Raw genomic sequence first — 21,878 nt, 5'->3', positions numbered from 1 at the left:
ATTTTGCATTTCTGGCCTTCCTTTTATTAGCGAACATTCCATGGATCAAGGTATCAAGAGCATCAAAGAAGCCGGCGCGGCCATCCTGCAGGCATGGCGCGCAGCGGCGCCTTTCTTCCTCAGCATCGAGCTCCTGCTGATGGTCCTGGTTGCCTTCGCCAGCGTCGCCGGCGTCTGGCTCGCCGTGCTGGGCAATGCCCTCTGCCTGCTGCCCCTGGGCTTCGCGATCGCCTACCTGGTCGCGCGCCCGGTGCTGCACATCAAACGGATTCTTGCCTGGCCTTTTATCGCTTGAGCTAGCGCATGGCCCGCTTCGCCGGTCGCGCTACGATGGTCTTCGGCGAGGTAGCAAAGAGGTTATGCAGCGGCTTGCAAAGCCGCGTAGACAGGTTCGATTCCTGTCCTCGCCTGAAATTCTTCAACGGGCCCGCTCGGGCCCGTTTCCTTTCCTGCCGAATCATGCACGTATGCTAGGATTGCATAGTTTCATTTTTGCAACCCCAGCAAGGATTCGGAGACTCCCATGCAGTCCGCAGCACGTCTTTCCGCACTGGCCTTCGCGCTCGGTGCCGCCTTCGGCGCTCCCGGCGCCATCGCCCAGGCTTCCAACCCCGCCGCCGAGGTCGAGCGCATCGTGTCCAGCCCGGCCTTCAAGGCCGCCGCGGCGACCCTCGACAAGGAACACGGGCGCATCGTCGAGGATGGCATCAAGCTGGCCGAAATCCCGTCGCCGCCGCTGAAGGAAGCGGCGCGCGCCAGGGTCTACGAAAAGATGTTCCGCGAGGCCGGCCTGGCCGACGTCAAAATGGACGAGGAGGGCAACGTGCTCGGCGTGCGCAAGGGCGCCCATGGCGACGGCAAGTTCGTCGTGGTCTCGGCCCACATGGACACCGTGTTCCCCGCCGGGACCGACGTCAAGGTGAAACGCGAAGGCAACAAGCTGCGCGCGCCGGGCATCGGCGACGACACCATGAGCCTGTCCGTGCTGCTGGGCTTCGTCCGCGCGATGAACGCCGCCCACATCCAGACCCGCGACGACATCCTGTTCGTCGGCACCGTCGGCGAAGAGGGCCCGGGCAACCTGCGCGGCGTGCGCTACCTGTTCACCAAAGGGCAGTACAAGGACCATATCAAGAGCTTCTTCTCGGTCGAGTCGGCCGACGTGGCCACCGTCACCAATGCCGGCGTCGGCTCCAAGCGCTACCACGTCAGCTTCAACGGTCCGGGCGGCCACAGCTTCGGCGCCTTCGGCCTGGTGAATCCCATGTTCGCGCTGGGCCAGGCGGCGACCGAGTTCTCGCGCATCCAGGTGCCGGCCTCGCCGAAGACGACCTACAGCATCGGCCTGATCGGCGGCGGCACCTCGGTCAACTCGATTCCCGTGTCCGGCTGGATGGACGTCGACATGCGCTCCGAATCCGTGACGGAACTCAAGCGCGTGGAAGACCGCCTGCTGAAGATCGTCCAGGAAGCGGCCGACGGCGAAAACTTCGCCCGCTCGACCAAGGAAGGCAAGATCACGGTCGACGCCAAGCTGACCGGCGACCGCCCGGCCGGCCGGGTCGAGGTGGACACGCCCTTCGTACAGAGCGCCAAGGCCGCGATCGAAGCCGGCGGCTACAAGTTCGCGACCAAGAGCAGCTCCACCGATTCGAACATGCCGATGAGCCTGGGCATCCCGGCCCTCACGATCGGGCGCATGGGACCGGACAAGTTCGGCCGCATGCACTCGCTCGACGAGTGGATCGATGTCGAGAAGGGCCCGATGGTGAAGGCGATGACGACCTGCCTGTCGATCATCCTGGCGGCGACCGGGGTGGAGCTGGACGCCAGGTAATCCCTCCGCGATTGCTTTGACATCGGTAAATTCCTGCTGCTATAGTGGCCACAGGAAATTGGCAACGTTTCCAATTTCCGTCCCGGCCACCGCCGGGTCATAACAAAGGAGACCCACCCGATGTCGATGTCCCACCGATTGCGCCGTCGCGGCGCCATGCTGGCGCTGCTGGCCGCCTGCTTCCCCTGCGCCGTCATGGCGGCCCCGCACGCCGCCGTCCAGGCCTGGATCACCACCGGCGACCAGGCGAAACTGCTGTCGCACGAAGCCGGCGCCCGCTTCGACGGCGCGATGGTGAAGATGGCCGCCGGGACGCCCGTGATCGACATCGATCCCGCCGTCCGCTACCAGGCGATGGCCGGCTTCGGCGCCGCCATCACCGATGCCTCGGCTTACCTGATCCAGCAGCGCATGACGGCGCAGCAGCGTGACGCGCTGCTGCGCGAGCTGTTCGGCAGGGCGGACGGCAAGGGCATCGGCCTGTCCTTCACCCGCCTGACGATCGGCGCCTCGGACTTCTCGCGCAGCCATTACAGCTTCGACGACATGGCGCCCGGCGAGACCGACCCGCAACTGCAGCGCTTCTCGATCGACGCACAGCGTGGCACCGTGCTGCCGACGGTGAAGGCGGCACTGGCGATCAACCCGCAGCTGAAGGTGATGGCCTCGCCGTGGAGCGCGCCGGGCTGGATGAAGTCCACCGACAGCCTGGTCAAGGGCTCCCTGAAGCCCGAGGCGTTCGACGCTTTCGCGCGCTACCTGCAGCGCTATGTCGACGCGATGCAGCGCGAGGGCGTGCCGGTCACTGCGCTGACCGTGCAGAACGAACCGCACTTCGAACCCGGCGACTATCCTGGCATGCGGGTCGATCCCGCCGCGCGCGCGGCCTTCATCGGCGAGCATCTGGGCCCGTTGCTGGCGCGCGCGAATCCCGGCACCGCCATCTTCGACTGGGACCACAACTGGGACCAGCCGGATTCCCCGGCCACCGTGCTGGCGGACCCGCGGGCCGCGAAATACGTCAGCGGCGTCGCCTGGCACTGCTACGCCGGCCAGTCCGGCGTGCAGGCCACCCTGCACGACAAATTCCCGTCCAAGGACACCTGGTTCACCGAGTGTTCGGGCGGACGCTGGTCGCCGGACTGGGCGAACAACCTGCAGTACTTCACGAAGACGCTGCTGATCGACACCACGCGCGGCTGGGCGAGGGGAGTGCTGTTCTGGAACCTGGCGCTGGACGAGAAGGACGGCCCGCATCTTGGCGGCTGCGGCGACTGCCGCGGCGTCGTCACCATCGATGCGGCGAGCGGCGCCGTGACCCGCAACGTCGAGTATTACGCGCTGGCCCACGCCAGCCGCTTCGTGCTGCCGGGCGCGCGGCGCATCAAATCCAGCGAAGCCGCCGGCAAGCTCGCCAACGTCGCCTTCCGCAACCCGGACGGCGCGATCGCGCTGCTGGTCGCGAATGGCGAGGACGAGGCGCGCAGCTTCGTGGTCAAGGTGGGCAAGGAATCCTTCCGCTATACGCTGCCGGCGTCGAGTGTCGCCAGCTTCACCTGGAAATAATTTGCGTTTGCAAGTGTTGCGCACACGCTAGTTCTCTATTGACATTAAATTTCACGCAAGCAGATAATACGTACGGACGTTTGGCAACGTTTCCAAATGGTTTCCGAAAGCTGATGCGACGAACAAAAGTGCACCGAAGGAAACGCCTTGCTCTTGATCTGGCAGCGTTTCCATTTTTAATGCATGAATTTGGCAACGTTTCCACACTTCCCCTATAACGACACCGGAGACCTGAACATGGCTAACCCAAGCACCGGCCGGCATGCCCGCCACCCCCTTTCCATCACCCCGATCGCGGCCGCCTGCATGGCCTTGCTGTGGGGCGCCGGCGCCGCGGCGCAGGAGCGCGTGCAGGACGGCGCCCCGGCTTCGCAGGTGGTCGTCACCGGCATCCGCGGCAGTATCGAGAGCTCGATCGCGATCAAGAAGGACTCGGACAACATCGTCGAGGCGATTACTGCGGAAGACATCGGCAAGCTGCCGGACGTCTCGATCGCCGAATCGATCGCGCGCCTGCCGGGCCTGACTGCCCAGCGCGTGGCCGGCCGCGCCCAGGTGATCTCGCTGCGCGGCCTGGCGCCCGACTTCGGGGTGACCCTGCTGAACGGCCGCGAGCAGGCCAGCACCAGCAACGACCGCAGCGCCGAGTTCGACCAGTATCCTTCCGAGCTGCTGGGCGGCGTCACCGTCTACAAGACGCCGGATGCGGCGATGACGGCGGCCGGCCTGTCCGGCACCATCGACCTGCTGGCGGTGCGCCCGCTGGACCGCCGCGGCCGTACCATCGCGTTCAACGTGCGCGGCGAGCATAACGGCAACGGCAAGCTGAACTCCGGCTGGTCGGACAATGGCAGCCGGGTCTCGGTGTCCTACCTCGACCAGTTCCTGGACAACACCCTGGGTGTCGCGATCGGCTACGCCCACCTGGATTCGCCGGGCCAGCAAAAGGAATACAAGTCCTGGTGGTGGGGCGACCAGAACAACCTGCCGCCGGGGAACGAGGACGTGGTCGGCCTGAAGGGCGCGGAAGTGACGGCGACCTCGCGCAAGCAGGTGCGCGACGGCCTGATGGCGGTCATCGACTTCAAGCCGAACCGCGATGTGCGCTCGACCCTCGACCTGTACTACTCGCAGTTCGACCAGAAGGAAATCATGCGCGGCATGATGTGGAACTCGCACCAGTGGAGCGCCGTCACCTACAACAACCCGCAGATCGAGACCATCAACGGCACCCGCCTGCTCACCGGCGGCGCGCTGGTCAATCTCGAGCCGATCGTTCGCAACGACTACAACACCCGCAAGGACACGCTGTTCGCGGCCGGCTGGAACACCAGGGTGAAGCTGGCCAACCGCTGGTCGGCCGACGGCGACCTGTCCTATTCCTCGGCCAAGCGCAAGGAAACCACGTCGGAAACCTACGCCGGCCTGGGCCCGGCCAATTCGGGCGTCACCGACAATAATTTCCAGTTCCAGATCCCGGTCGGCGCCGGCCTGCCGCAATTCACCCCGAGCGTCGACTTCACGAATCCGGCCATCATCAAGCTGACCGACGTCGGCGGCTGGGGCCACGACGCCACCATGCACCACCCGCGTGTCGAAGATACCCTGGGCGCTGCCAAGTTCAGCGTGAAGCGCGAACTGGACTCGACCTTCGGCTTCCTGCGCGACTTCCAGGCGGGCCTGAGCTACTCGAAGCGCGAGAAGTCGCACGAGGACATCTCGCAGCTGTACGCCCTGAAGAACGACCGCGCGATGACCACCGTCGGTTCGGACATCATCCAGCCGACCACCTCGCTGGCCTGGGCCGGCATTCCGGGCGTGCTGAGCTTCGACCCGATCGCGGCCATCAACCGTTACTACGACAAGATGCCGATCGACACCGACGTCGCGCAGCAGGACTGGTCGGTCAGCGAGAAGCAGTCGATCGGCTACCTTCGCTTCGGCATCGACGCCGAGCTCGGCAAGGTACCGGTGCGCGGCAACGCCGGCGTCCAGTACGTGCACGTGAACCAGCAGGCCGACGGCAAGGCGGTCAACGACGGCGTGGTCACCGACATCCACGGCGGCGCCTCCTACCATGACGTCCTGCCCAGCCTGAACCTGAACTTCGACCTCGGCAACTACCTGGGCGATACCTACCTGCGCTTCGGCGCCGCCAAGACCGTGGCGCGCCCGCGCATGTCGGACATGCGCGCCGGTGTCGCGGCCGGCGTCGACGCCACCACCCGCATGTGGAACGGCAGCGGCGGCAACGTCAAGCTGGAACCGTGGCGCGCCAACTCCTACGACCTCTCGCTGGAGCACTACATCAGCAAGGGCAGCTATGTGTCGGCGGCCTACTTCTTCAAGGACCTGAAGAGCTACATCTACAACCAGCAGCGCGAGTTCGACTACACCGGCTTCCCGAATTCGAGCGCGGTGGTCCCGCTGCAAAGCGTCGGCACCATCAACCAGCCGGCCAACGGCCAGGGCGGCTTCGTGCGCGGCGTCGAGCTGACCGCGTCGATGCAGCTGAACATGCTGTGGAACCGCCTCGACGGCTTCGGCATCCAGGCCAGCGCCTCCGGCACCGAGAGCTCGATCCACCCGAACGGCCCGGGCACCACGGAAAAACTGCCCGGCCTGTCCGGCGTGGTGGCCAACCTGACCGCGTTCTACGAGAAGAACGGCTTCTCGGCCCGCATCAGCGAACGTTACCGCTCGGCCTTCCGCGGCGAGGTCACCGGCCTGTTCGCCCAGCGCGCCTTCAGCGAGATCCGCGCCGAACGCCAGATCGACGTCCAGATCGGCTACGAGTTCCAGGAAGGCCCCTTCAAGAACCTTGGCCTGCTGGTCCAGGCGAACAACCTGAAGAACACGCCCTACCAGACCATGCAGGGCAGCCCGTTCTCCAGCGGCGCCTACGCGCCCGAGCGCTACACGACCTATGGACGCCAGATCCTGTTCGGTCTGAACTACAAGCTGTAACAGCGAAGGAAGAAAGATGATGAAGAGACGACAAGCGGTGCGCCTGCTGTGCACCGCCCTGATGAGCGCGGCGGGCGGCAGCGCGGCGCTGGCCGCGCCGGCCGCGCCGCACTGGCAGGTCTATACCACGGCCCAGGGAGCGGGCGAACGCTTCGCCCCGCAGACGCTGGGCGCCGCGCGCCCCGCCGGCCAGCCGCTGGAGACGGAGACCGCGGTGTTCGTGGATACCCGCCACCGCTTCCAGGAAGTGTTCGGCTTCGGCGGCGCCATCACCGACGCCGCCGCCGAGACCTATGCGAAGCTGACCCCGGCCCAGCAGCAGGCCTTCCTGAGCGCCTACTTCGATCCGAAACAGGGACTGGGCTACAGCGTGCTGCGCACCACCATCCACAGCTCGGACTTCAGCAGCGCCAGCTACACCTACGTGAAGGAGGGCGACCGCTCGCTGGCGTCGTTCAGCATCGAGCACGACATGCAGTACCGCGTGCCGCTGCTGCGCCAGGCGCTGGCGGCCGGCGCCAGATATGGCACCGGCATGCGCGTGTTCGCTTCGCCGTGGAGCGCGCCGGGCTGGATGAAGACCAACGGCAGCATGCTGAAGGGCGGTTCGCTGCTGCCCGAGTACCGCGACACCTGGGCCCAGTACATCGTCAGGTTCGTGAAGGCGTACGAGAAGGCCGGCATTCCGTTGTGGGGCCTGTCGATCCAGAACGAGCCGATGGCCACGCAAACCTGGGAATCGATGATCTACACTGCCGAAGACGAGACCCGCTTCCTCGGCGACCACCTCGGCCCGGCCCTGAAGGCCGCCGGCCTGGGCGACAAGAAGGTCATCGTCTGGGACCACAACCGTGACCTGCTGCCGCAGCGCGCCAGCCACATCCTGTCGGATCCGAAGGCGCGCCCGTATGTCTGGGGCGTCGGCTACCACTGGTACGAAACCTGGACCAAGGGCTTGCCGATGCACCGCAACGTGGCCGCCGTGCGTGAAGCCTATCCCGACGTGCCCCTGCTGCTGACCGAATCGTCGATCGAACACTTCGACCCGGCGCAGCTGCAGTCCTGGGCCAACGGCGAGCGTTACGGCAGCGAGATCCTGGCCGACCTGAACGCCGGCTCGGCGGGCTGGGTCGACTGGAACATGCTGCTCGACAGCCGCGGCGGTCCCAACCACGTCGGCAACTACTGCTTCGCGCTGCTGCACGCGAGCGACGACGGCCAGCTGGTGTACACGCCGGCCTACGCCTACATGGCTCACTTCAGCCGCTGGATCAGGCCGAAGGCGCGCCGCGTCAGCGTCGCCACCAGCCGCAGCACGCTGGACGCGACCGCCTTCCGCAACGCCGACGGCAGCCTGGCGGTGGTCGTCATGAACCCGAGCGACAAGGCGCAGCGCTACCGCCTGGTCGTCGACGGTCTCGACGTCGCGGTCGACATCCCGGCCCACGCGATCCAGACCGCCGTTCGTTGACAGGGCGCCTGAAAAGCTGCTGCACCCGGGCCCGGCTTGCAGTATGCTTGGGCCCGGGAGGAAACCGTCAGTGTCGACTATCAAGGATGTGGCTCGCCTCGCCGGCGTGGGACTGAGCACCGCGTCGCGCGTGGTGCGTGGCCAGGGTTCGGTATCGCAGGCCAAGCTGGAACGGGTGCGCCAGGCCGTGGCCGCGCTGGGCTACCAGCCCTCGCACGCTGCGCGCTCGCTCCTGTACGGCAGCAGCCGCATGATCGGGGTGTATATCCCGCTGATGTCCGGCACCTTCTACACCGCCATGCTGCAGATCGTCGACAGCGAGCTGCGCGGAGCCGGCCTGCACATGATGGTGGCCTTCGGCGTCGCGCGGCAGGAGGCGCGCCGGCAGGCCATCGACGGCGTCGGCTTCCTGCTGGAGCGCGGCTGCGACGGCGTGATCGTCCTGACCAGCCCCCTGCTCGAAGAAGACCTGGCGGCGCTGGGCCCGCAGCGCGAGCGCCTGGTGCTGCTGAACCACAGTTTCGGCAGCATCCCCGAACAATGCTTCACGGTCGACCACCGCCTCGGCGGCCGCCTGGCGGCGCGCGCGCTGCTCGATCACCAGCACCGCGAGATCGCCATCGTCTCCGGGCCCGCCGATGTGGCCGACAACGTCGAACGTATCGAGGGCTTCATGCACGAGCTGGCGGCGGCCGGTATCGACACCGGCAAGCTGTGGATGGCGGAGCGCGACTTTTCGTCGGGCGGCGGCTGGTCGGCTGCGCAAGAGCTGCTGGCGTCGAAGCAGCCGTTTTCCGCCGTGTTCTGCGCCAACGACGAGATGGCGCTGGGCGCGCTGGCCTGCTTTCATGAGGCTGGCCTGCGCGTGCCGCAGGACGTGTCCGTGATCGGCTACGACGACGTGCCGAGCGCGGCCTACTCGGCGCCGCGCCTGACCTCGGTTCACATACCCTGGCGCGAGATGACCCGCAGCGGCGTGGCCGCGCTCCTGAACCTCTGCTACGGCCACAGGCGTCCGCTGACGCGCACGTTTCCGGTCAGCGTCAGCCTGCGGGCTTCGCTGGCAAGGCCGCCGTCGAGCCGCTTTTGAACGTCGGGTCGCTCAGCGGCCGAATAACAGATCGGCGCGCGGATAGCCCCAGCCCGGCACCGGATGCGGGCAGGGCTGCCCGCCCAGCCGGTCCAGCGCCATGCTCGAAAAGTTGAGGCTGCCCGGCTCGCCCCAGCGCAGGTCGGTAGCGACGCCGTCGGCCAGCGAGGGCGCGCGCGCGAAGCGCAGCCAGGCGTTCACATGGCAGTCGGCGGCGAGCCGGCGCAGCGTGGCCAGCGGCTGGCGGTCTTCGAGCTGCCAGGCGATCTGCGGCGGCGCATCTTCGAGCGCCGGGCCGGCAATGCGGGCAGGGCAGTGCGAGACCGGCAGGATGGCGGGCGCCAGGCTCAGCAGGCCGCGCCGCAGGTGGACGCTGCCCGTGCCGGCCTCGCCGCTGCGGGCCACGGTCACGAAGGACCAGCACAGGGGATTCGCGGGATAGGCCGACAGCGCCGTGTCGAGCAGGCGTTCGCCCGCATCGATGCGGGCCAGCTCGGCCTTGACGACGGTGCGGGCCTGCTGCAGGGCCAGGGCCTGCACGCCGACCAGGGCCAGCGAAGCGGCCAGGCCGGCCGCCAGCGCGTTGCGTCCGCGCGCGGAACGGGATTCACCGTGCTGCGCGCCGCGCAGTGTATCCATGCTGCGCTGGAGCCAGGCCAGCAGCAGCCCCAGCACCAGTAGTCCGGCCAGCGAACCCCAGTGCAGGAAACCGAGCAGGGTCGCGCCGAGCGGCACCCCGGCGATCACGGCCAGCCACAGCCAGCGCAGCGGACGGCTGCGCACCAGGGCCGCCAGCGGCACGCCGAAGCCGATCCAGAACACCGGCTCGACGATGAAGACCAGGTCGCCGTAATACCAGTCGGGGTCGAGCGGCCAGAAGGGGTGGACGCCGTAGACGTTCAGGCTGTCCATGCCGATATGCAGCAGCAGGCCCACGCCGGCGGCGAGGACGGCGCCGCGCCGCGCCACCGCGCTGTCGCACAACAGGCGCCGCGCGGCCGGCCACAGCAGCCAGACCAGGACCAGCAGGAGCAGGGCTTCGCCGACCGCGGCCAGCAGGGTGTGCGTGTGGCCGCGGTGGTGCAGCAGATAACCGAGCGGCGGCCGCAGCAGGGGCGTGAGGACCAGGTCGAGGTCCGGAAAATTGCTGGCCAGGCAGCCGATGAGCAGCAGCATGCGCGAGCGCAGGCGGCCATCGTTGGGGTTCGGCTCGGCGGCCAGGCTGCGGTCGATCAGGGCGCCAAGCCCGAGCCCGACGACGGAGTGGGTAAGATTATCCATCCTGCAATCTTACCCGGATTGCAAGTCGGACGGAGGCGTGTCAGGGCGGCAGGGCGAGCACGCCGGCATAGCCCTCGGGCAGGGCCAGCGGCAGGCAGCGGCAGGCGGACAGTTCGCGGTCGCCCTCGAGGCTCCATTCCACCAGTTCACGGCCCAGGTATTTCAGGCGCGCCTCGCGCTCGCTCCAGGCGCGCGCGAAGGCGGCCGGACGCGCGTCGGGCGCCAGCGCGGCCAGCCTCGCCGTCACGTCCGGACCGAGGTAGTCGCGCGCCACCGCTTCCCAGTCGGGAATGTCGACGATGCAGGAGACGTCGATGCCGACCGGGCCGCGCAGGGAGATCGCGGCGACCGACAGTACGCCGTCATGGCTGATGGCGAGCCAGGCGCGCCGCGGACCGGCAGGGTAGCCGAGTTCGGCCCACGGCACCTGGCCGGCAGGGGTGTACAGGGCGACCTGCGCGGGCGCCAGGCCGCTCAGCGAGGCCAGTTCGGCGGCGATGGCGTCGCGGATCGCCCCGCGCGCCAGCTCGCGCTCGGCCTGGCCCTGGACGCCGAGCACGACGGCGTCGTCGCCGGCATCGAAATTTGCAACTAACCGACGAGAGCCGGCGCCGCCCGGCACCCCGTCTCCAGCGCCGCCGGCCGCCGGCCACCAGCGGACCGGCACGGCGTCGAGCGGGGAAGAGGCGGCCGTCATGCTCAGTCCCTCCGCGGCGCCGCCGGCAGGCCGCTCCAGGCGCTTGCGCCGGGGATGTGCTCGCCCTTCATCACCAGCGTCAGCGGCCCGATGCGGGCGTTGTCGCCGACCTTCGCGCTGTACAGCACCGCGCTGCGCGGGCCCACGTACACCTTGCTGCCGATGTCGACGCGGTCGATCTTCATCACGCGGTCCTCGAACAGGTGCGTCTGCGGGCAGGACAGGGCGTTCAGCTCGCTGTGGTCGCCGATGTGCACGCAGTCGAATTCGGTGATGTCGGTGGTATCCATGTACACGCCCTTGCCGATGCGGCAGCCGAGCAGGTTGAAGGCCAGCGGCAGCCAGGGCGTGCCGCGCAGGTAGCGCATGAAGTTGGGCACGGCGATGCCCTCGTACATATTGGTCACGCCTTCGGACAGCCAGACGAAGGGCGTCCACATCGGTTCAGCACGCTTCTTGTAACGGCCCAGCAGCAGCCATTTGAAGGCCAGCACGAACAGGTAGTTCCCGATGCCGTAGGCCAGGCCGACCAGGGCCAGGTCCCAGATCACTTCGCCCCAGCGGCCGGCGCCGGCGAGCGGCATCAGGTCCAGCACCACGGTGTAGCCGACCGCGATCACGACTGCGTGCGGGGCGACGATGCGGAAGGCTTCGACCAGGGTGCGGCCCAGGCGCCGCGCCAGCGACGGGCGGTAGGTCAGGTGTTCCGGATAGCCGCTGGCCTGTTCGCGCGCCGGCAGGTGGATCGGCGGCGAGCCGAGCCAGGTGTCGCCGCCGGTCATGCGCTCGTTGGCCGGCGCATGCGTGTGCACGCCCACCAGCACGCCTTCCGGCAGCACCGTACCGTCCGGGATGTAGCTGCCGTTGCCGACGAAGGAGCGGTTCGACACCACGGTCGGCTCCATCGTCATCCAGCCGCCGTCGATCTGCTCGTCGCCCAGCATCACGGCGTCGGCGATGAAGGTCTCGTCGCCCAGGGTCAGCATGTCGGGCACCACGCCCAGCGCGGTCGAGATCTCGGCGTCGCGGCCGACCTTGGCGCCCAGCAGGCGGTACCAGAAAGGCGCGAACACGGTCGCGTAGATGCCGTGCAGGACGTTCAGGCTGGATTCCTGGATGTGGCTGACCAGCCACTTCTTGCAATAGGTGTTGGAGTGCACCGCCGAGCGCCCCGGCTGCATGCGCGGCAGGAAGCCCCAGCGGATCGCCGCCGACACCAGCATCGTCAGGAAGATCAGCACCGCGCTGGCCGGCAGCGCCAGCACGAAGTAGCGGATCAACTGGCCGTGGATGGTGTTGGCCTGCATCCAGGCCAGGGTGCCGCGTTCGTCGAACCAGTCGATCAGCACGAAGCTCGGGAAGACCGGCATGAAGAACAGCGTCGCCACCAGCAGGATGCCGAACACGAAGAACAGGGCTTCGCCGGCCAGGCGCGCGCGCGACGCCCTGGGCCGCGGCGGCAGGGTCGAGGGATCGAAGGCGCCGGTGTCGCGCGCGGGCGAGCCGGCCCACACGCGGCCGTCGGGCACCTCGGCGCCATCCGCCAGCGCCGACTGGCCTTCCAGGTGGCCGCGCCGGCCGACCCGGGTATTCCCCTCCAGGATCGCGTAGGAAGAGACGCAGGCGTCGTCGTCGAGGGCGATGTGGCCGAGGATCAGGCGGCCGCGCTCGACACGCGCGTTCTCGAAGTTGACGCCGTTGCCGATGCTGACATTGTCGCCGAGGCTGAAGAGGTCCGGCGTACGCAGCGTCATCGAGCCGATGACGACGTCCTTGCCGACCCTGGCGCCGAGCAGGCGCAGCCACCAGCCGTACAGCGACGAGCCGGCCAGCAGGTAGGTCGGCGCCGCCTCGACCAGGCGGTCGGCCAGCCACCAGCGGTAATAGGTGATGCCCCACAGCGGATAGCTGCCGGGCCGGAGCCGCCCCGCGACCAGCCACTTGCCGGCGGCCGCGAACGCGAATTCCATCACGGTGGCGAGCAGGAACACGCCGATCGAGGCCGCGACCGCGCGCGGGATCGAGTCGCCCGGGTCGCCGGTCATGAAGTGGTAGGTGAAGAAGGGCGCCAGCCATTGCGCCATGCGCAGGGTGACCAGCACCGGCACCGCGGCCAGCTGGCCCAGGCCGCACAGCCAGCGCCGCGCGGCCGGCGGCGGCGTCCAGTCCTGCTCGACGTGGGCGGTGCCGGCCGCCTGGTCGAGGCTGGAGGCGATCGCGCCGATCTGGCGGTGCTGGTAGATGTCGCGCACCGTCATGTGAGCGAAGCGCGGGTCGGCGCGCAGGGCCGTGGCCAGGCGCGCGGCGAAGAAGGAGTGGCCACCGAGGTCGCTGAAAAAGTCGAGTTCGCGGCGGACCGGCTGGCCCGGGAACAGCTGGGCCAGGGCGGCGAACAGGGCTTCCTCGGCCGGGGTCTCGGCGATGTCGGAGTCCAAGGCCTCGCTGGGCAGCGGGGCGCTCAGCGCCATCGCCTTCAGGGCCTTGCGGTCGATCTTGCCCGAGGTCAGGCGCGGCATCACGCCCAGCACCTCGAAGCGGCTCGGCACCATATAGGGAGGCAGGCGCCCGGCCAGGGCTTTGCGAAGCGTCGACGCGGCCAGCTGCTCGGCGCTGGCCCCGAGGGCCGGCACCAGGTAGGCCACCAGGCGATCGATGCCGTCGTCCTTGCGCAGCAGGACCGCGGTGGTGCCGATGCCGTCCTGCTGCGCCAGCACGGCTTCGATCTCGCCCAGTTCGACGCGAAAGCCGCGGATCTTGACCTGGTCGTCGGTGCGGCCCAGGCAGACCACCTGGCCGTCCGGCTCGATGCGCGCCAGGTCGCCGGTACGGTACAGGCGCGCGTCTTCGACGCCGGCGGCCCAGGGGTTGGGCTGGAATTTTTCGGCGCTCAGGTCGGGGCGGCCGAGGTAGCCGCTCGACAGGCCCGGACCGATGATGCACAGCTCTCCCGTGTCGCCGCGCGGCAGGATCTGCAGGCCTTTTTCGGTCTCGGTGGAGATCACCAATAAACCGTAGTTCGGCAGCGGACGACCGATCGTGATCAGCTTGCCGGGCTCCAGGCGCGCCAGGCTGGCCGAGACCGTCGCTTCGGTCGGGCCATAGGTGTTGAACATCTGGCGGCCGGGCTTGGAGAAGCGCTCGACCACGGTTTCCGGGCACATCTCGCCGCCCAGGTTGATGATGCGCAGGCCGGGCACGTCTTCGGCAAACAGGGCCAGCAGGGTCGGCACCGCGTGCAGCACCGTGACCCCGTTTTCCTGCAGCAGGCGCGGCAGGGCTTCCGGATCGCCGGCCGTTTCCTTGGGCCCCAGCCAGAGCGTGGCGCCCACCAGGTAGGAGATCCAGATCTCCTCGAAGGACATGTCGAAGGCGACCGAGAAGCCCTGGTAGACGGTGTCGTCGGCCCGCACGCCCAGCACCTCGTTCTCGCTGCGCAGGAAGTGGCAGATGCTGCGCTGGTCGATCAGGATGCCCTTCGGCTTGCCGGTCGACCCCGAGGTGTAGATGACGTAGGCGGGCGCGCTGCCCGGCACTTTGCCGCGGCGCTTCAGGTCGTAGCCGGACGGCGCCGGCGCCAGCAGGCTTTCCGCGCGCAGGATCGGGCGGTCGACCGAAGCCAGGCGCTCGCCCATGCGTTCGCTGCTGACCAGGGCCGGCGAACCGGCATCTTCCATGCAGACCAGCAGGCGTTCGACCGGCGTGTCTTCGTCGACCGGCAGCCAGGCCGCGCCGGCCTTGGCGATGGCGGCCTGCATCAGCAGCAGTTCGATCCCGCGCGGCATCCACAGGCCGACGATGTCGCCGGGCCCGATGCCGGCCTCGATCAGGCGCGAGCAGGCCAGGCTGGCCAGTTCGTCCAGTTCGCGGTAGCTGAGCCGGCGCTGGCCGGCGACCAGGGCTGTCCGGTCGGGCGTGCGGCGGGCGCTCGCTTCCAGCAGGTCGGCCAGGATTTCGTCGCGCAGCAGCTCCGGCTGGTGCGGACCGTAAAGGACATCGGGATGCCGTGTCAAAGAGGAAATGTCATTCATCGACGGCAGATGAGGGCAAACAAACGGGCATACAAGAGCGAGCACATGGGCGCAGCGTACATCATTTTGAGGGAACGCAGCGGTACGTCCGATTTTTTTCTCTTCCGTAATCGAATCACCTCGATTTTTGATCTGCATCAAGGACTATTGCCACCCCGAATTCATACAATCCATTAACAAATGTTGCTTTGTAGAAATCTAAGGGGTTCCGCAGTGCGTACCAATCTGCTCGTCACCGGCATCGAATACATCTTCCAGGATGGCCAGTCCATCGTTTCCAAAACCGATACCAAGGGACGCATCACCTACGTCAACCCGACCTTCGTCGAAGTCAGCGGCTTCGCCCTCGACGAGCTGATCGGCAAGGCCCACAACGTCGTGCGCCATCCGGACATGCCGGCCGAGGCCTTCGCCGACCTCTGGCAGACCCTCAAGGCCGGCCTGCCGTGGACCGGCATGGTCAAGAACCGCCGCAAGAACGGCGACTTCTACTGGGTGGTCGCGAACGTGGTGCCGATCAAGGAGAACGGCGCCACGATCGGCTACATGTCGGTGCGCACCAAGCCTGCGCGCGAACAGGTGCGCGAGGCCGAAGACCTGTACCGGCGTATCCGCGAAGGAAAGGCCGCCGGGCTCGCGATCCGCCGCGGCGCCGCCGTCCGGACCGGCTGGCGCGCGCCCCTGCTGGCGCTGCGCAAGCTGCCGCTGGGCCGCCGCCTGGGCCTGATGCTGGGCGCCCAATCGGCCCTGCTGGCGGGGCTGTGCGCGGCCGTGGACGGCGCGTGGTGGCGCGTGGCGGCGGGCGCCGGCGCCGGCCTGACGCTGCTGGCCTGGGCGGAGCTGCAGCGCTCCATCGTCGGTCCGCTGCGGCAGGCCGAGGACGCGGTATATGCGCTGGCCGGCGGCGACCTGTCGCGCCTGCCGCCGCCGGGCCGCGACGACGAGGTCGGCCGCCTGCTGCTGGCGCTGCGCCAGCTGAACGTCAACCTGACCGCCATCGTCGGCGACGTGCGCGCCAACGTCGCCTCGATCGAGGCGGCCACGCGCGGCATCGCCGCCGGCAACCAGGACCTGGCGCGCCGCACCGAATCCCAGGCCGCGAGCCTGGAGCAGACCGCGGCCAGCCTGGCCCAGGTCGCGACGGCGGCCGGCCACAACACCGACAGCGCAGTGCGCGCCGACGGCCTGGTCGGCGCCGCCTCCAGCGTGGCCGACCGCGGCGGCATCGCCGTCCAGCAGGTCGGCGCGACGATGGGCCAGATCAGCGGTTCGGCCACCCGCATCGTCGACATCATCGGCCTGATCGACGGCATCGCCTTCCAGACGAATATCCTGGCGCTGAACGCGGCGGTGGAAGCGGCGCGGGCGGGCGAGCAGGGCCGCGGCTTCGCGGTGGTGGCGGGCGAGGTGCGCTCGCTGGCCCAGCGCTCGGCCTCCGCCGCCAAGGAGATCAAGGGCCTGATCGAGGATTCGGTCGAGCAGGTCGGGCAGGGCACGGCGCTGGTCGGCGCCGCCGGCCAGACCATGCGCGAAGTGGTGGCCTCGGTGCAGGAAGCCGCGCGCATCATGCACGGCATCACCGACGCCTCGCGCGAGCAGCACGAGGGCATCGCCCAGGCCGACGCCGCCATGCGCGCGCTGGACGGCATCACGCGCCAGAACGCGGCCCTGGTCGAGGAGGCGGCGGCGGCATCGAGCAACGTGGCGGAACAGGCCAGCCATCTGTCGCAGGCGCTGTCGGTTTTCAAAGTCTAGGAGGGGGGCAGATAGAGGGGTCAGAGTCCGGTGTTGATTTTCGAGGGACTCTGACCCCGGTGGTCAGTGGCAACGCCAATTCTCAGCCCTGCAAGCGCCGCGAACTTCGGGGTCAGAGTCCTTTGAAAAGCAACACCGGACTCTGACCCCAGCGATGACCCCAGCGATGACCCCAGCAATGACCCCAGCGATGACCCCTTCGGCCATTTTTGATGCAAATCAAGGATTTTACTGACCCGGATCAATAGACTCCTTGCATAGAGTCAAGGAGTCTTCATCATGCAAGCAGCCCAGGCCATCCCGATGGCCTTTCAACCGACGGTCGACTTCGACGCCGATCTGATCTCCCGCCTGAGCAAGTCCGGCCCGCGCTACACCTCCTACCCGACCGCCGACCGCTTCTCGGACGCCTTCGGCTACCGCGACTACCTGCACGCGGTGGCCGACCGCCGCACCCGCGGCAATCTGCGCCCGCTGTCGCTGTACCTGCACATTCCTTTCTGCGACACGGTCTGCTACTACTGCGCCTGCAACAAGATCGTCACGAAGAACCGCGAGAAGGCCGCGACCTACCTGGCCTACCTGAAGCGCGAAATCGGCATACAGGCCGGCCTGTTCATCGGCATGAACGAGGTCGCGCAGCTGCACTTCGGCGGCGGCACTCCGACCTACCTGTCGGATGCACAGATGGGCGAGCTGATGGCGCACCTGCGGCGCTGCTTCTTTTTCGCGCCCGACGAGGCCGGCGAGTATTCGATCGAGGTGGATCCGCGCACCGTGTCCGTCGAGCGTGTGCACAGCCTGCGCGCCCAGGGCTTCAACCGCATCAGCCTTGGCGTGCAGGACTTCGATGCCGAGGTGCAGAAGGCCGTCAACCGCATCCAGCCCGAGGAAGAGACGCGCGCCGTCATCGCCGCCGCGCGCGAGGCGGGCTTCCGCTCGGTCAGCATCGACCTGATCTACGGCCTGCCGAAGCAGACCCCGGCGACCATGGCCGAGACGCTGGACAAGGTGGTGGCGGCCAGCCCGGACCGCATCGCCGTCTACCACTATGCCCACCTGCCGCACCTGTTCAAGCCGCAGCGCCGCATCCTCGAGGCCGACATGCCCGACAGCGAAACCAAGCTGCAGATGCTCCAGCTGTGCATCGAACGCCTCACCGGCGCCGGCTACGTCTACATCGGCATGGACCATTTCGCCAGGCCGGACGACGATCTCGCCGTCGCCCAGCGCCAGGGCCGCCTGCACCGCAACTTCCAGGGCTATTCGACCCATGCGGACACCGACCTGGTGTCCTGCGGCGTGTCGGCGATCGGCGCGGTCGGCGCCACCTACAGCCAGAACGTCAAGACCCTGGACGCCTACTACGACGCGCTCGACCGCAACGAACTGCCGGTGTCGCGCGGGGCGCGCCTGGGCATGGACGACGTCCTGCGCCGCACCATCATCCAGAAGCTGATGTGCCAGTTCGAGCTGTCGGTCTCCGCCATCGAGCAGGCGTTTCCGGTCGTGTTCCGCCAGTACTTCGCGGCCGAACTGGCGCAGCTGCGGGCGATGGAAGAGGATGGCCTGGTGAGCATGGACGGCGACTGGATCGGCGTCAGCGCGAAGGGGCGCCTGCTGATCCGCAATGTGTGCATGGTGTTCGACCGCTATCTCGCCAAGCCCAGCGCCGGCCCGCGCTATTCGAAGACGGTGTGAGGCGGGCATGACCGGCATCGGCCTGCTTCCCGTGTTCGTGGTCGGCCTGCTCGGCAGCGTGCACTGCGCCGGCATGTGCGGCGGGATCGTCGGCGCGCTGTCGCTGGCGCCGGGGCGTCCGGTGCCCGTGATGGTGACGGTGGGGGCTGCCGTGCGTCCGGCGCTGGCGAACACGCTGGCGTATAACCTCGGGCGCATCGGCAGCTATATGCTGGCCGGGGCGCTGGCGGGCGGGATCGGTGCGGGCGCCGTCTCGCTGGCGCGGCTGCCGGCCCTGCAGGCGGGCGGCTACTGGATGGCCAACCTGATGCTGGCCATGCTCGGCCTCTACCTGATGGATGCCTGGCGCGGCCTGGCGCGGCTGGAGCAGGGCGGCCAGCTGCTGTGGCGCCGGGTCCAGCCCATGCTGCGCCGCCTGCAGCCCGGGCAGGGCGTCCGCTTCGGGCCGGGACGCATGCTGGCCGCCGGCGCCCTGTGGGGCTGGCTGCCGTGCGGGATGGTGTACAGCGTGCTGGTGACGGCGATGCTGTCGGGCTCCGCCGCGGGCGGCGCGCTGACGATGCTGGCCTTCGGGCTCGGCACGCTGCCGATGCTGCTCGGCCTCGGGCTGCTGGGCGCGCGCCTGCGCGCCGGCCTGCGCGTGCGCGGCGTGCGCCTGGCCTGCGGCGCGCTGGTGCTGGGTTTCGGCCTGCTCGGCCTGGTGCGTGCGGCCGGCGGACTGCCGCACAGCTGGCTCGAGACCATCTGCGTGACGCCGGGAGCGGCGGCATGAATGCGGTGGCGGACTTCGCCGCCTGCTACCACTGCGGCCAGCCGGCCGTCGAGGGCGCGCGCTGGCGCGCCCTTGTCAACGGCGAGGAGCGCATCCTGTGCTGCCCCGGCTGCATGGCGGCGGCCGAGGCCATCGCCACCGCCGGCCTGGACGGCTATTACGCCAGCCGCACCGGATTCGCGGCGCGCATCGACGAGGCCGGCGATGACCCGGCGCTTCTTCTGTACGACGAAGCGGGGCTGGATGGCGACGCCGTGTTCACCGTCGAAGGCTTGCGCTGCGCCGCCTGCGTCTGGCTGATCGAGCGGCGCGTGGCGGCGCTGCCGGGGGTGCGGTCGGCCGTGCTGAACGTCGCCACCGAGCGCCTGCAGGTGCGCTGGGACGTGAACGCGTGCCGCCCCAGCGACATCCTCAAGGCCCTGCGCGCCATCGGCTACACCGCCTATCCCTACGACGCCACCCGCCATGCCGCCCAGCTCGAGCGCGCCCGCAAGGCGCTGCTGCGGCGCCTGTTCGTGGCCGGGCTCTCGATGATGCAGGTGATGATGTACGCCTTCCCGGTCTACATGGCCACCGATGGGACCATGGATGCCGACATGAAGGCCCTGATGGGCTGGGCCTCCTTCTTCCTGACCCTGCCGGCGGTCAGCTACTGCGCCTGGCCGTTTCTGCGGGGCGCCTGGCAGGATCTGCGGCGCGGCCTGCCCGGCATGGACGTGCCGGTGGCGCTGGGCATCCTCGCGGCCTTCGCCGGCAGTGCGCTCTCCCTGGTGCGGGGACAAGGCGAGGTCTGGTTCGATTCGATCACCATGTTCGTGTTCCTGCTGCTGGGCAGCCGCTGGCTCGAACTCGATGCCCGCCGCAAGGCGGCGCGCGCGATGGAGCGCCTGCGGCGCGCGGCCCCGGCCACCGCCCTGCGGCTGCCGGACTGGCCGGCCACGCGCGACCTGGAGACCGTCGCAGCGACTGCGCTGCGGCCCGGCGACGTGATCCTGGTGCCGCCGGGACAGACGGTGGCGGCGGACGGCGCGATCGTCGAGGGCGACACCGAGGTCGACCTGGCCCTGCTCACCGGCGAGAGCCGCACCCGCGCCATGGGGCCCGGCGATGCGCTGCCCGGTGGCGCCGTCAACGTGACGCAGGCGGTAACGGTGCGCATCGGCAGCAGCGCCGCCGACAGTACCCTGGCGATGCTGGTGCGCCTGAGCGAGCGCGCCGGCCAGGACAAACCCGCGTTGGCGCTCTGGGCCGACCGCGTCGGCGCCTGGTTCGTGCTGGCGCTGCTGGCCTTGACGGTGGCGGTGTTCGCGTTCTGGCAGGCGGTCGATCCGGCGCGCGCCTGGCCGGCGGCGATTGCGGTGCTGGTCGTGTCCTGCCCCTGCGCGCTGTCGCTGGCGACGCCGACCGCACTGGCCGCCGCCACGGAGCGCCTGCTGCGCCACGGCGTGCTGGCCGTGAAGCCGCACGTGCTGGAGACCCTGGCGCGCGCCACCCACGTCGTGTTCGACAAGACCGGCACCCTGAGTCGCGGCCGGCCGGTGCTGCGCGCCACGATCCCGCTGTGCGCGGCGGATGGCGTGGATTGCCTGCGCATCGCGGCGGCGCTGGAAGCGAACAGCGCGCATCCGCTGGCGCAGGCCCTGCGCGAAGCGCTCGCCGCCACCGGGGCGCCGGCGCCGGCGGCGTACAGGATAGAGAACCTGGTCGGGCAGGGCGTCGAGGGCGAGGTGGGCGGCCGGCGCTACCGCCTGGGCAGCGCCGCCTTCGTCGCCGGACTGGCCGGCGGCGCGGCGGCGCCGGCGGCCCCGCCGGGCAAGGGCGCCACCGCGGTCTGGCTGGGCAGCCGCGGACGCTGGCTGGCGCGCTTCGACCTGGCCGACGCCCTGCGACCCGAAGCGTCTGCCCTGGTGCGAACGCTGCAGCAGATGGGGAAGACCGTGCTGCTGCTGTCCGGCGACGACGAGGAAGCGGTGCGTGCGGTGGCCGCGGAACTCGGCATCCGCGACGCGCGCGGCCGCCAGCTCCCGCAGGACAAGCTGGATGCGGTGCGCGCCCTGCAGGCGGGAGGCGCGGTGGTGGCGATGGTCGGCGACGGCATCAACGACGCCGCCGTGCTGGGCGGCGCCGACGTCTCCTTCGCGATGGGCCACGGCGCCCAGCTCGCGCAGCTGCATGCCGACTGCGTGCTGGCGGGCTGCGGCGAAGGCATGGAGCAGGGCAGCCTGGCCCCGCTGGGCGAGGCGCTGCGCACGGCAAACGCCTGCATGCGCATCATCCGCCAGAACCTGGGCTGGGCGATGCTCTACAACCTGGTGGCGATCCCGCTGGCGGTCGGCGGCCTGCTGAACCCCTGGCTGTCCGGCCTGGGCATGGCGGGCAGCTCGGCGCTGGTGGTGCTGAACGCCTTGAGACTGAGAAGGGAAGGGTGATGGAAGCCTTGTATCTCTTGATTCCGCTGAGCCTGATCCTGGTGGCGTTCGCGGTCTGGATCTTCTTCGGCGCCGCGGAGAGCGGGCAGTTCGAGGACCTGGATGGGCCGGCGTTGAGGATACTGAGTGATGACGACTAGGGGTCAGAGTCCGGTTTTGCTTTTTAAAAGGACTCTGACCCCGGTGCTTAGTGGCGATGCGAGACCATGCTGTGCGGCGGAACACCGGGGTCAGAGTCCCTTTGAAACCAACACCGGACTCTGACCCCTGGAGCGCCGGACTCT

At 68.9% G+C, this 21,878-nt stretch carries 14 protein-coding genes and 1 tRNA gene; 12 read left to right on the top strand and 3 right to left on the bottom strand.

All coding sequences use genetic code 11. The annotated features are described in order from the left end of the window. Positions 1–40 precede the first annotated feature (40 nt). The 7 genes from AM586_RS05805 to AM586_RS05775 all read left to right on the top strand — a co-directional run bounded on the left by AM586_RS05805 (position 41) and on the right by AM586_RS05775 (position 8,931). Positions 41–295 (top strand): hypothetical protein, encoded by a 255-nt coding sequence (locus AM586_RS05805; RefSeq protein WP_052233693.1) that lies wholly within the window; start codon positions 41–43, stop codon positions 293–295. Positions 296–339: 44 nt separating this feature from the next. Beyond that, positions 340–410: transfer RNA gene (locus AM586_RS05800), tRNA-Cys, on the top strand. A 113-nt stretch (positions 411–523) separates the two neighbouring features. Further along, positions 524–1,837, top strand: a complete 1,314-nt coding sequence (locus AM586_RS05795; protein WP_082439675.1) for a M20/M25/M40 family metallo-hydrolase — start codon at positions 524–526, stop codon at positions 1,835–1,837. 120 nt (positions 1,838–1,957) lie between these two features. Further along, complete coding sequence (locus AM586_RS05790) at positions 1,958–3,403, top strand: glycoside hydrolase family 30 beta sandwich domain-containing protein (RefSeq protein WP_109370436.1); 1,446 nt, start codon at positions 1,958–1,960, stop codon at positions 3,401–3,403. Positions 3,404–3,640: 237 nt separating this feature from the next. Next, the gene (locus AM586_RS05785) at positions 3,641–6,370 is read left to right on the top strand and encodes a TonB-dependent receptor (RefSeq protein WP_082439674.1); all 2,730 of its coding nucleotides are present in this window, start codon (positions 3,641–3,643) and stop codon (positions 6,368–6,370) included. 16 nt (positions 6,371–6,386) lie between these two features. Continuing rightward, positions 6,387–7,841 (top strand): glycoside hydrolase family 30 beta sandwich domain-containing protein, encoded by a 1,455-nt coding sequence (locus tag AM586_RS05780; protein ID WP_197416424.1) that lies wholly within the window; start codon positions 6,387–6,389, stop codon positions 7,839–7,841. Between the two features lie 70 nt (positions 7,842–7,911). After that, positions 7,912–8,931 carry a LacI family DNA-binding transcriptional regulator gene (locus AM586_RS05775; RefSeq protein WP_052233694.1) on the top strand — a complete coding sequence of 340 codons (1,020 nt, stop codon included), beginning with the start codon at positions 7,912–7,914 and terminating at the stop codon, positions 8,929–8,931. Positions 8,932–8,943: 12 nt separating this feature from the next. Here the strand turns inward: AM586_RS05775 and AM586_RS05770 are convergent, their stop codons facing one another. From AM586_RS05770 to AM586_RS05760, 3 genes are read right to left on the bottom strand one after another with little or no spacing between them, the layout of a single operon-like run. Further along, positions 8,944–10,212, bottom strand: coding sequence for a metal-dependent hydrolase (locus tag AM586_RS05770; protein WP_052233695.1), 1,269 nt, complete (start codon positions 10,210–10,212; stop codon positions 8,944–8,946). Positions 10,213–10,252: 40 nt separating this feature from the next. Beyond that, positions 10,253–10,909, bottom strand: a complete 657-nt coding sequence (locus AM586_RS05765) for a 4'-phosphopantetheinyl transferase superfamily protein (protein WP_052233696.1) — start codon at positions 10,907–10,909, stop codon at positions 10,253–10,255. A gap of 2 nt (positions 10,910–10,911) precedes the next feature. Then, on the bottom strand, positions 10,912–14,937 hold the full coding sequence (locus AM586_RS05760) for a Pls/PosA family non-ribosomal peptide synthetase (protein ID WP_052233697.1): 4,026 nt from the start codon (positions 14,935–14,937) through the stop codon (positions 10,912–10,914). Between the two features lie 213 nt (positions 14,938–15,150). Here AM586_RS05760 and AM586_RS05755 point away from each other — a divergent pair, with 213 nt between their 5' ends. The 5 genes from AM586_RS05755 (at position 15,151) to ccoS (ending at position 21,734) form a co-directional block, all read left to right on the top strand. Next, positions 15,151–16,692, top strand: coding sequence for a PAS domain-containing methyl-accepting chemotaxis protein (locus AM586_RS05755; RefSeq protein ID WP_052233698.1), 1,542 nt, complete (start codon positions 15,151–15,153; stop codon positions 16,690–16,692). 279 nt (positions 16,693–16,971) lie between these two features. Continuing rightward, positions 16,972–18,393, top strand: coding sequence for an oxygen-independent coproporphyrinogen III oxidase (gene hemN / locus AM586_RS05750; RefSeq protein ID WP_052233699.1), 1,422 nt, complete (start codon positions 16,972–16,974; stop codon positions 18,391–18,393). Positions 18,394–18,400: 7 nt separating this feature from the next. Beyond that, a complete protein-coding gene (locus AM586_RS05745; RefSeq protein WP_052233700.1) occupies positions 18,401–19,165 on the top strand; it encodes a sulfite exporter TauE/SafE family protein in 765 nt (254 codons plus the stop codon). Next, positions 19,162–21,594 carry a heavy metal translocating P-type ATPase gene (locus AM586_RS05740; protein ID WP_052233701.1) on the top strand — a complete coding sequence of 811 codons (2,433 nt, stop codon included), beginning with the start codon at positions 19,162–19,164 and terminating at the stop codon, positions 21,592–21,594. Before AM586_RS05745 ends, AM586_RS05740 begins: the two co-directional genes overlap by 4 nt. Next, positions 21,594–21,734, top strand: coding sequence for a cbb3-type cytochrome oxidase assembly protein CcoS (ccoS, locus tag AM586_RS05735; protein WP_052233702.1), 141 nt, complete (start codon positions 21,594–21,596; stop codon positions 21,732–21,734). The genes AM586_RS05740 and ccoS overlap by 1 nt, the downstream gene beginning before the upstream one ends. Positions 21,735–21,878: the final 144 nt, after the last annotated feature.

Origin of the sequence: Massilia sp. WG5, assembly GCF_001412595.2 — a bacterium.
Classification (GTDB): domain Bacteria; phylum Pseudomonadota; class Gammaproteobacteria; order Burkholderiales; family Burkholderiaceae_D; genus Telluria.
Note: the sequence above shows the minus strand (reverse complement) of the source record. Positions and strands in the feature narration are given on the sequence as shown.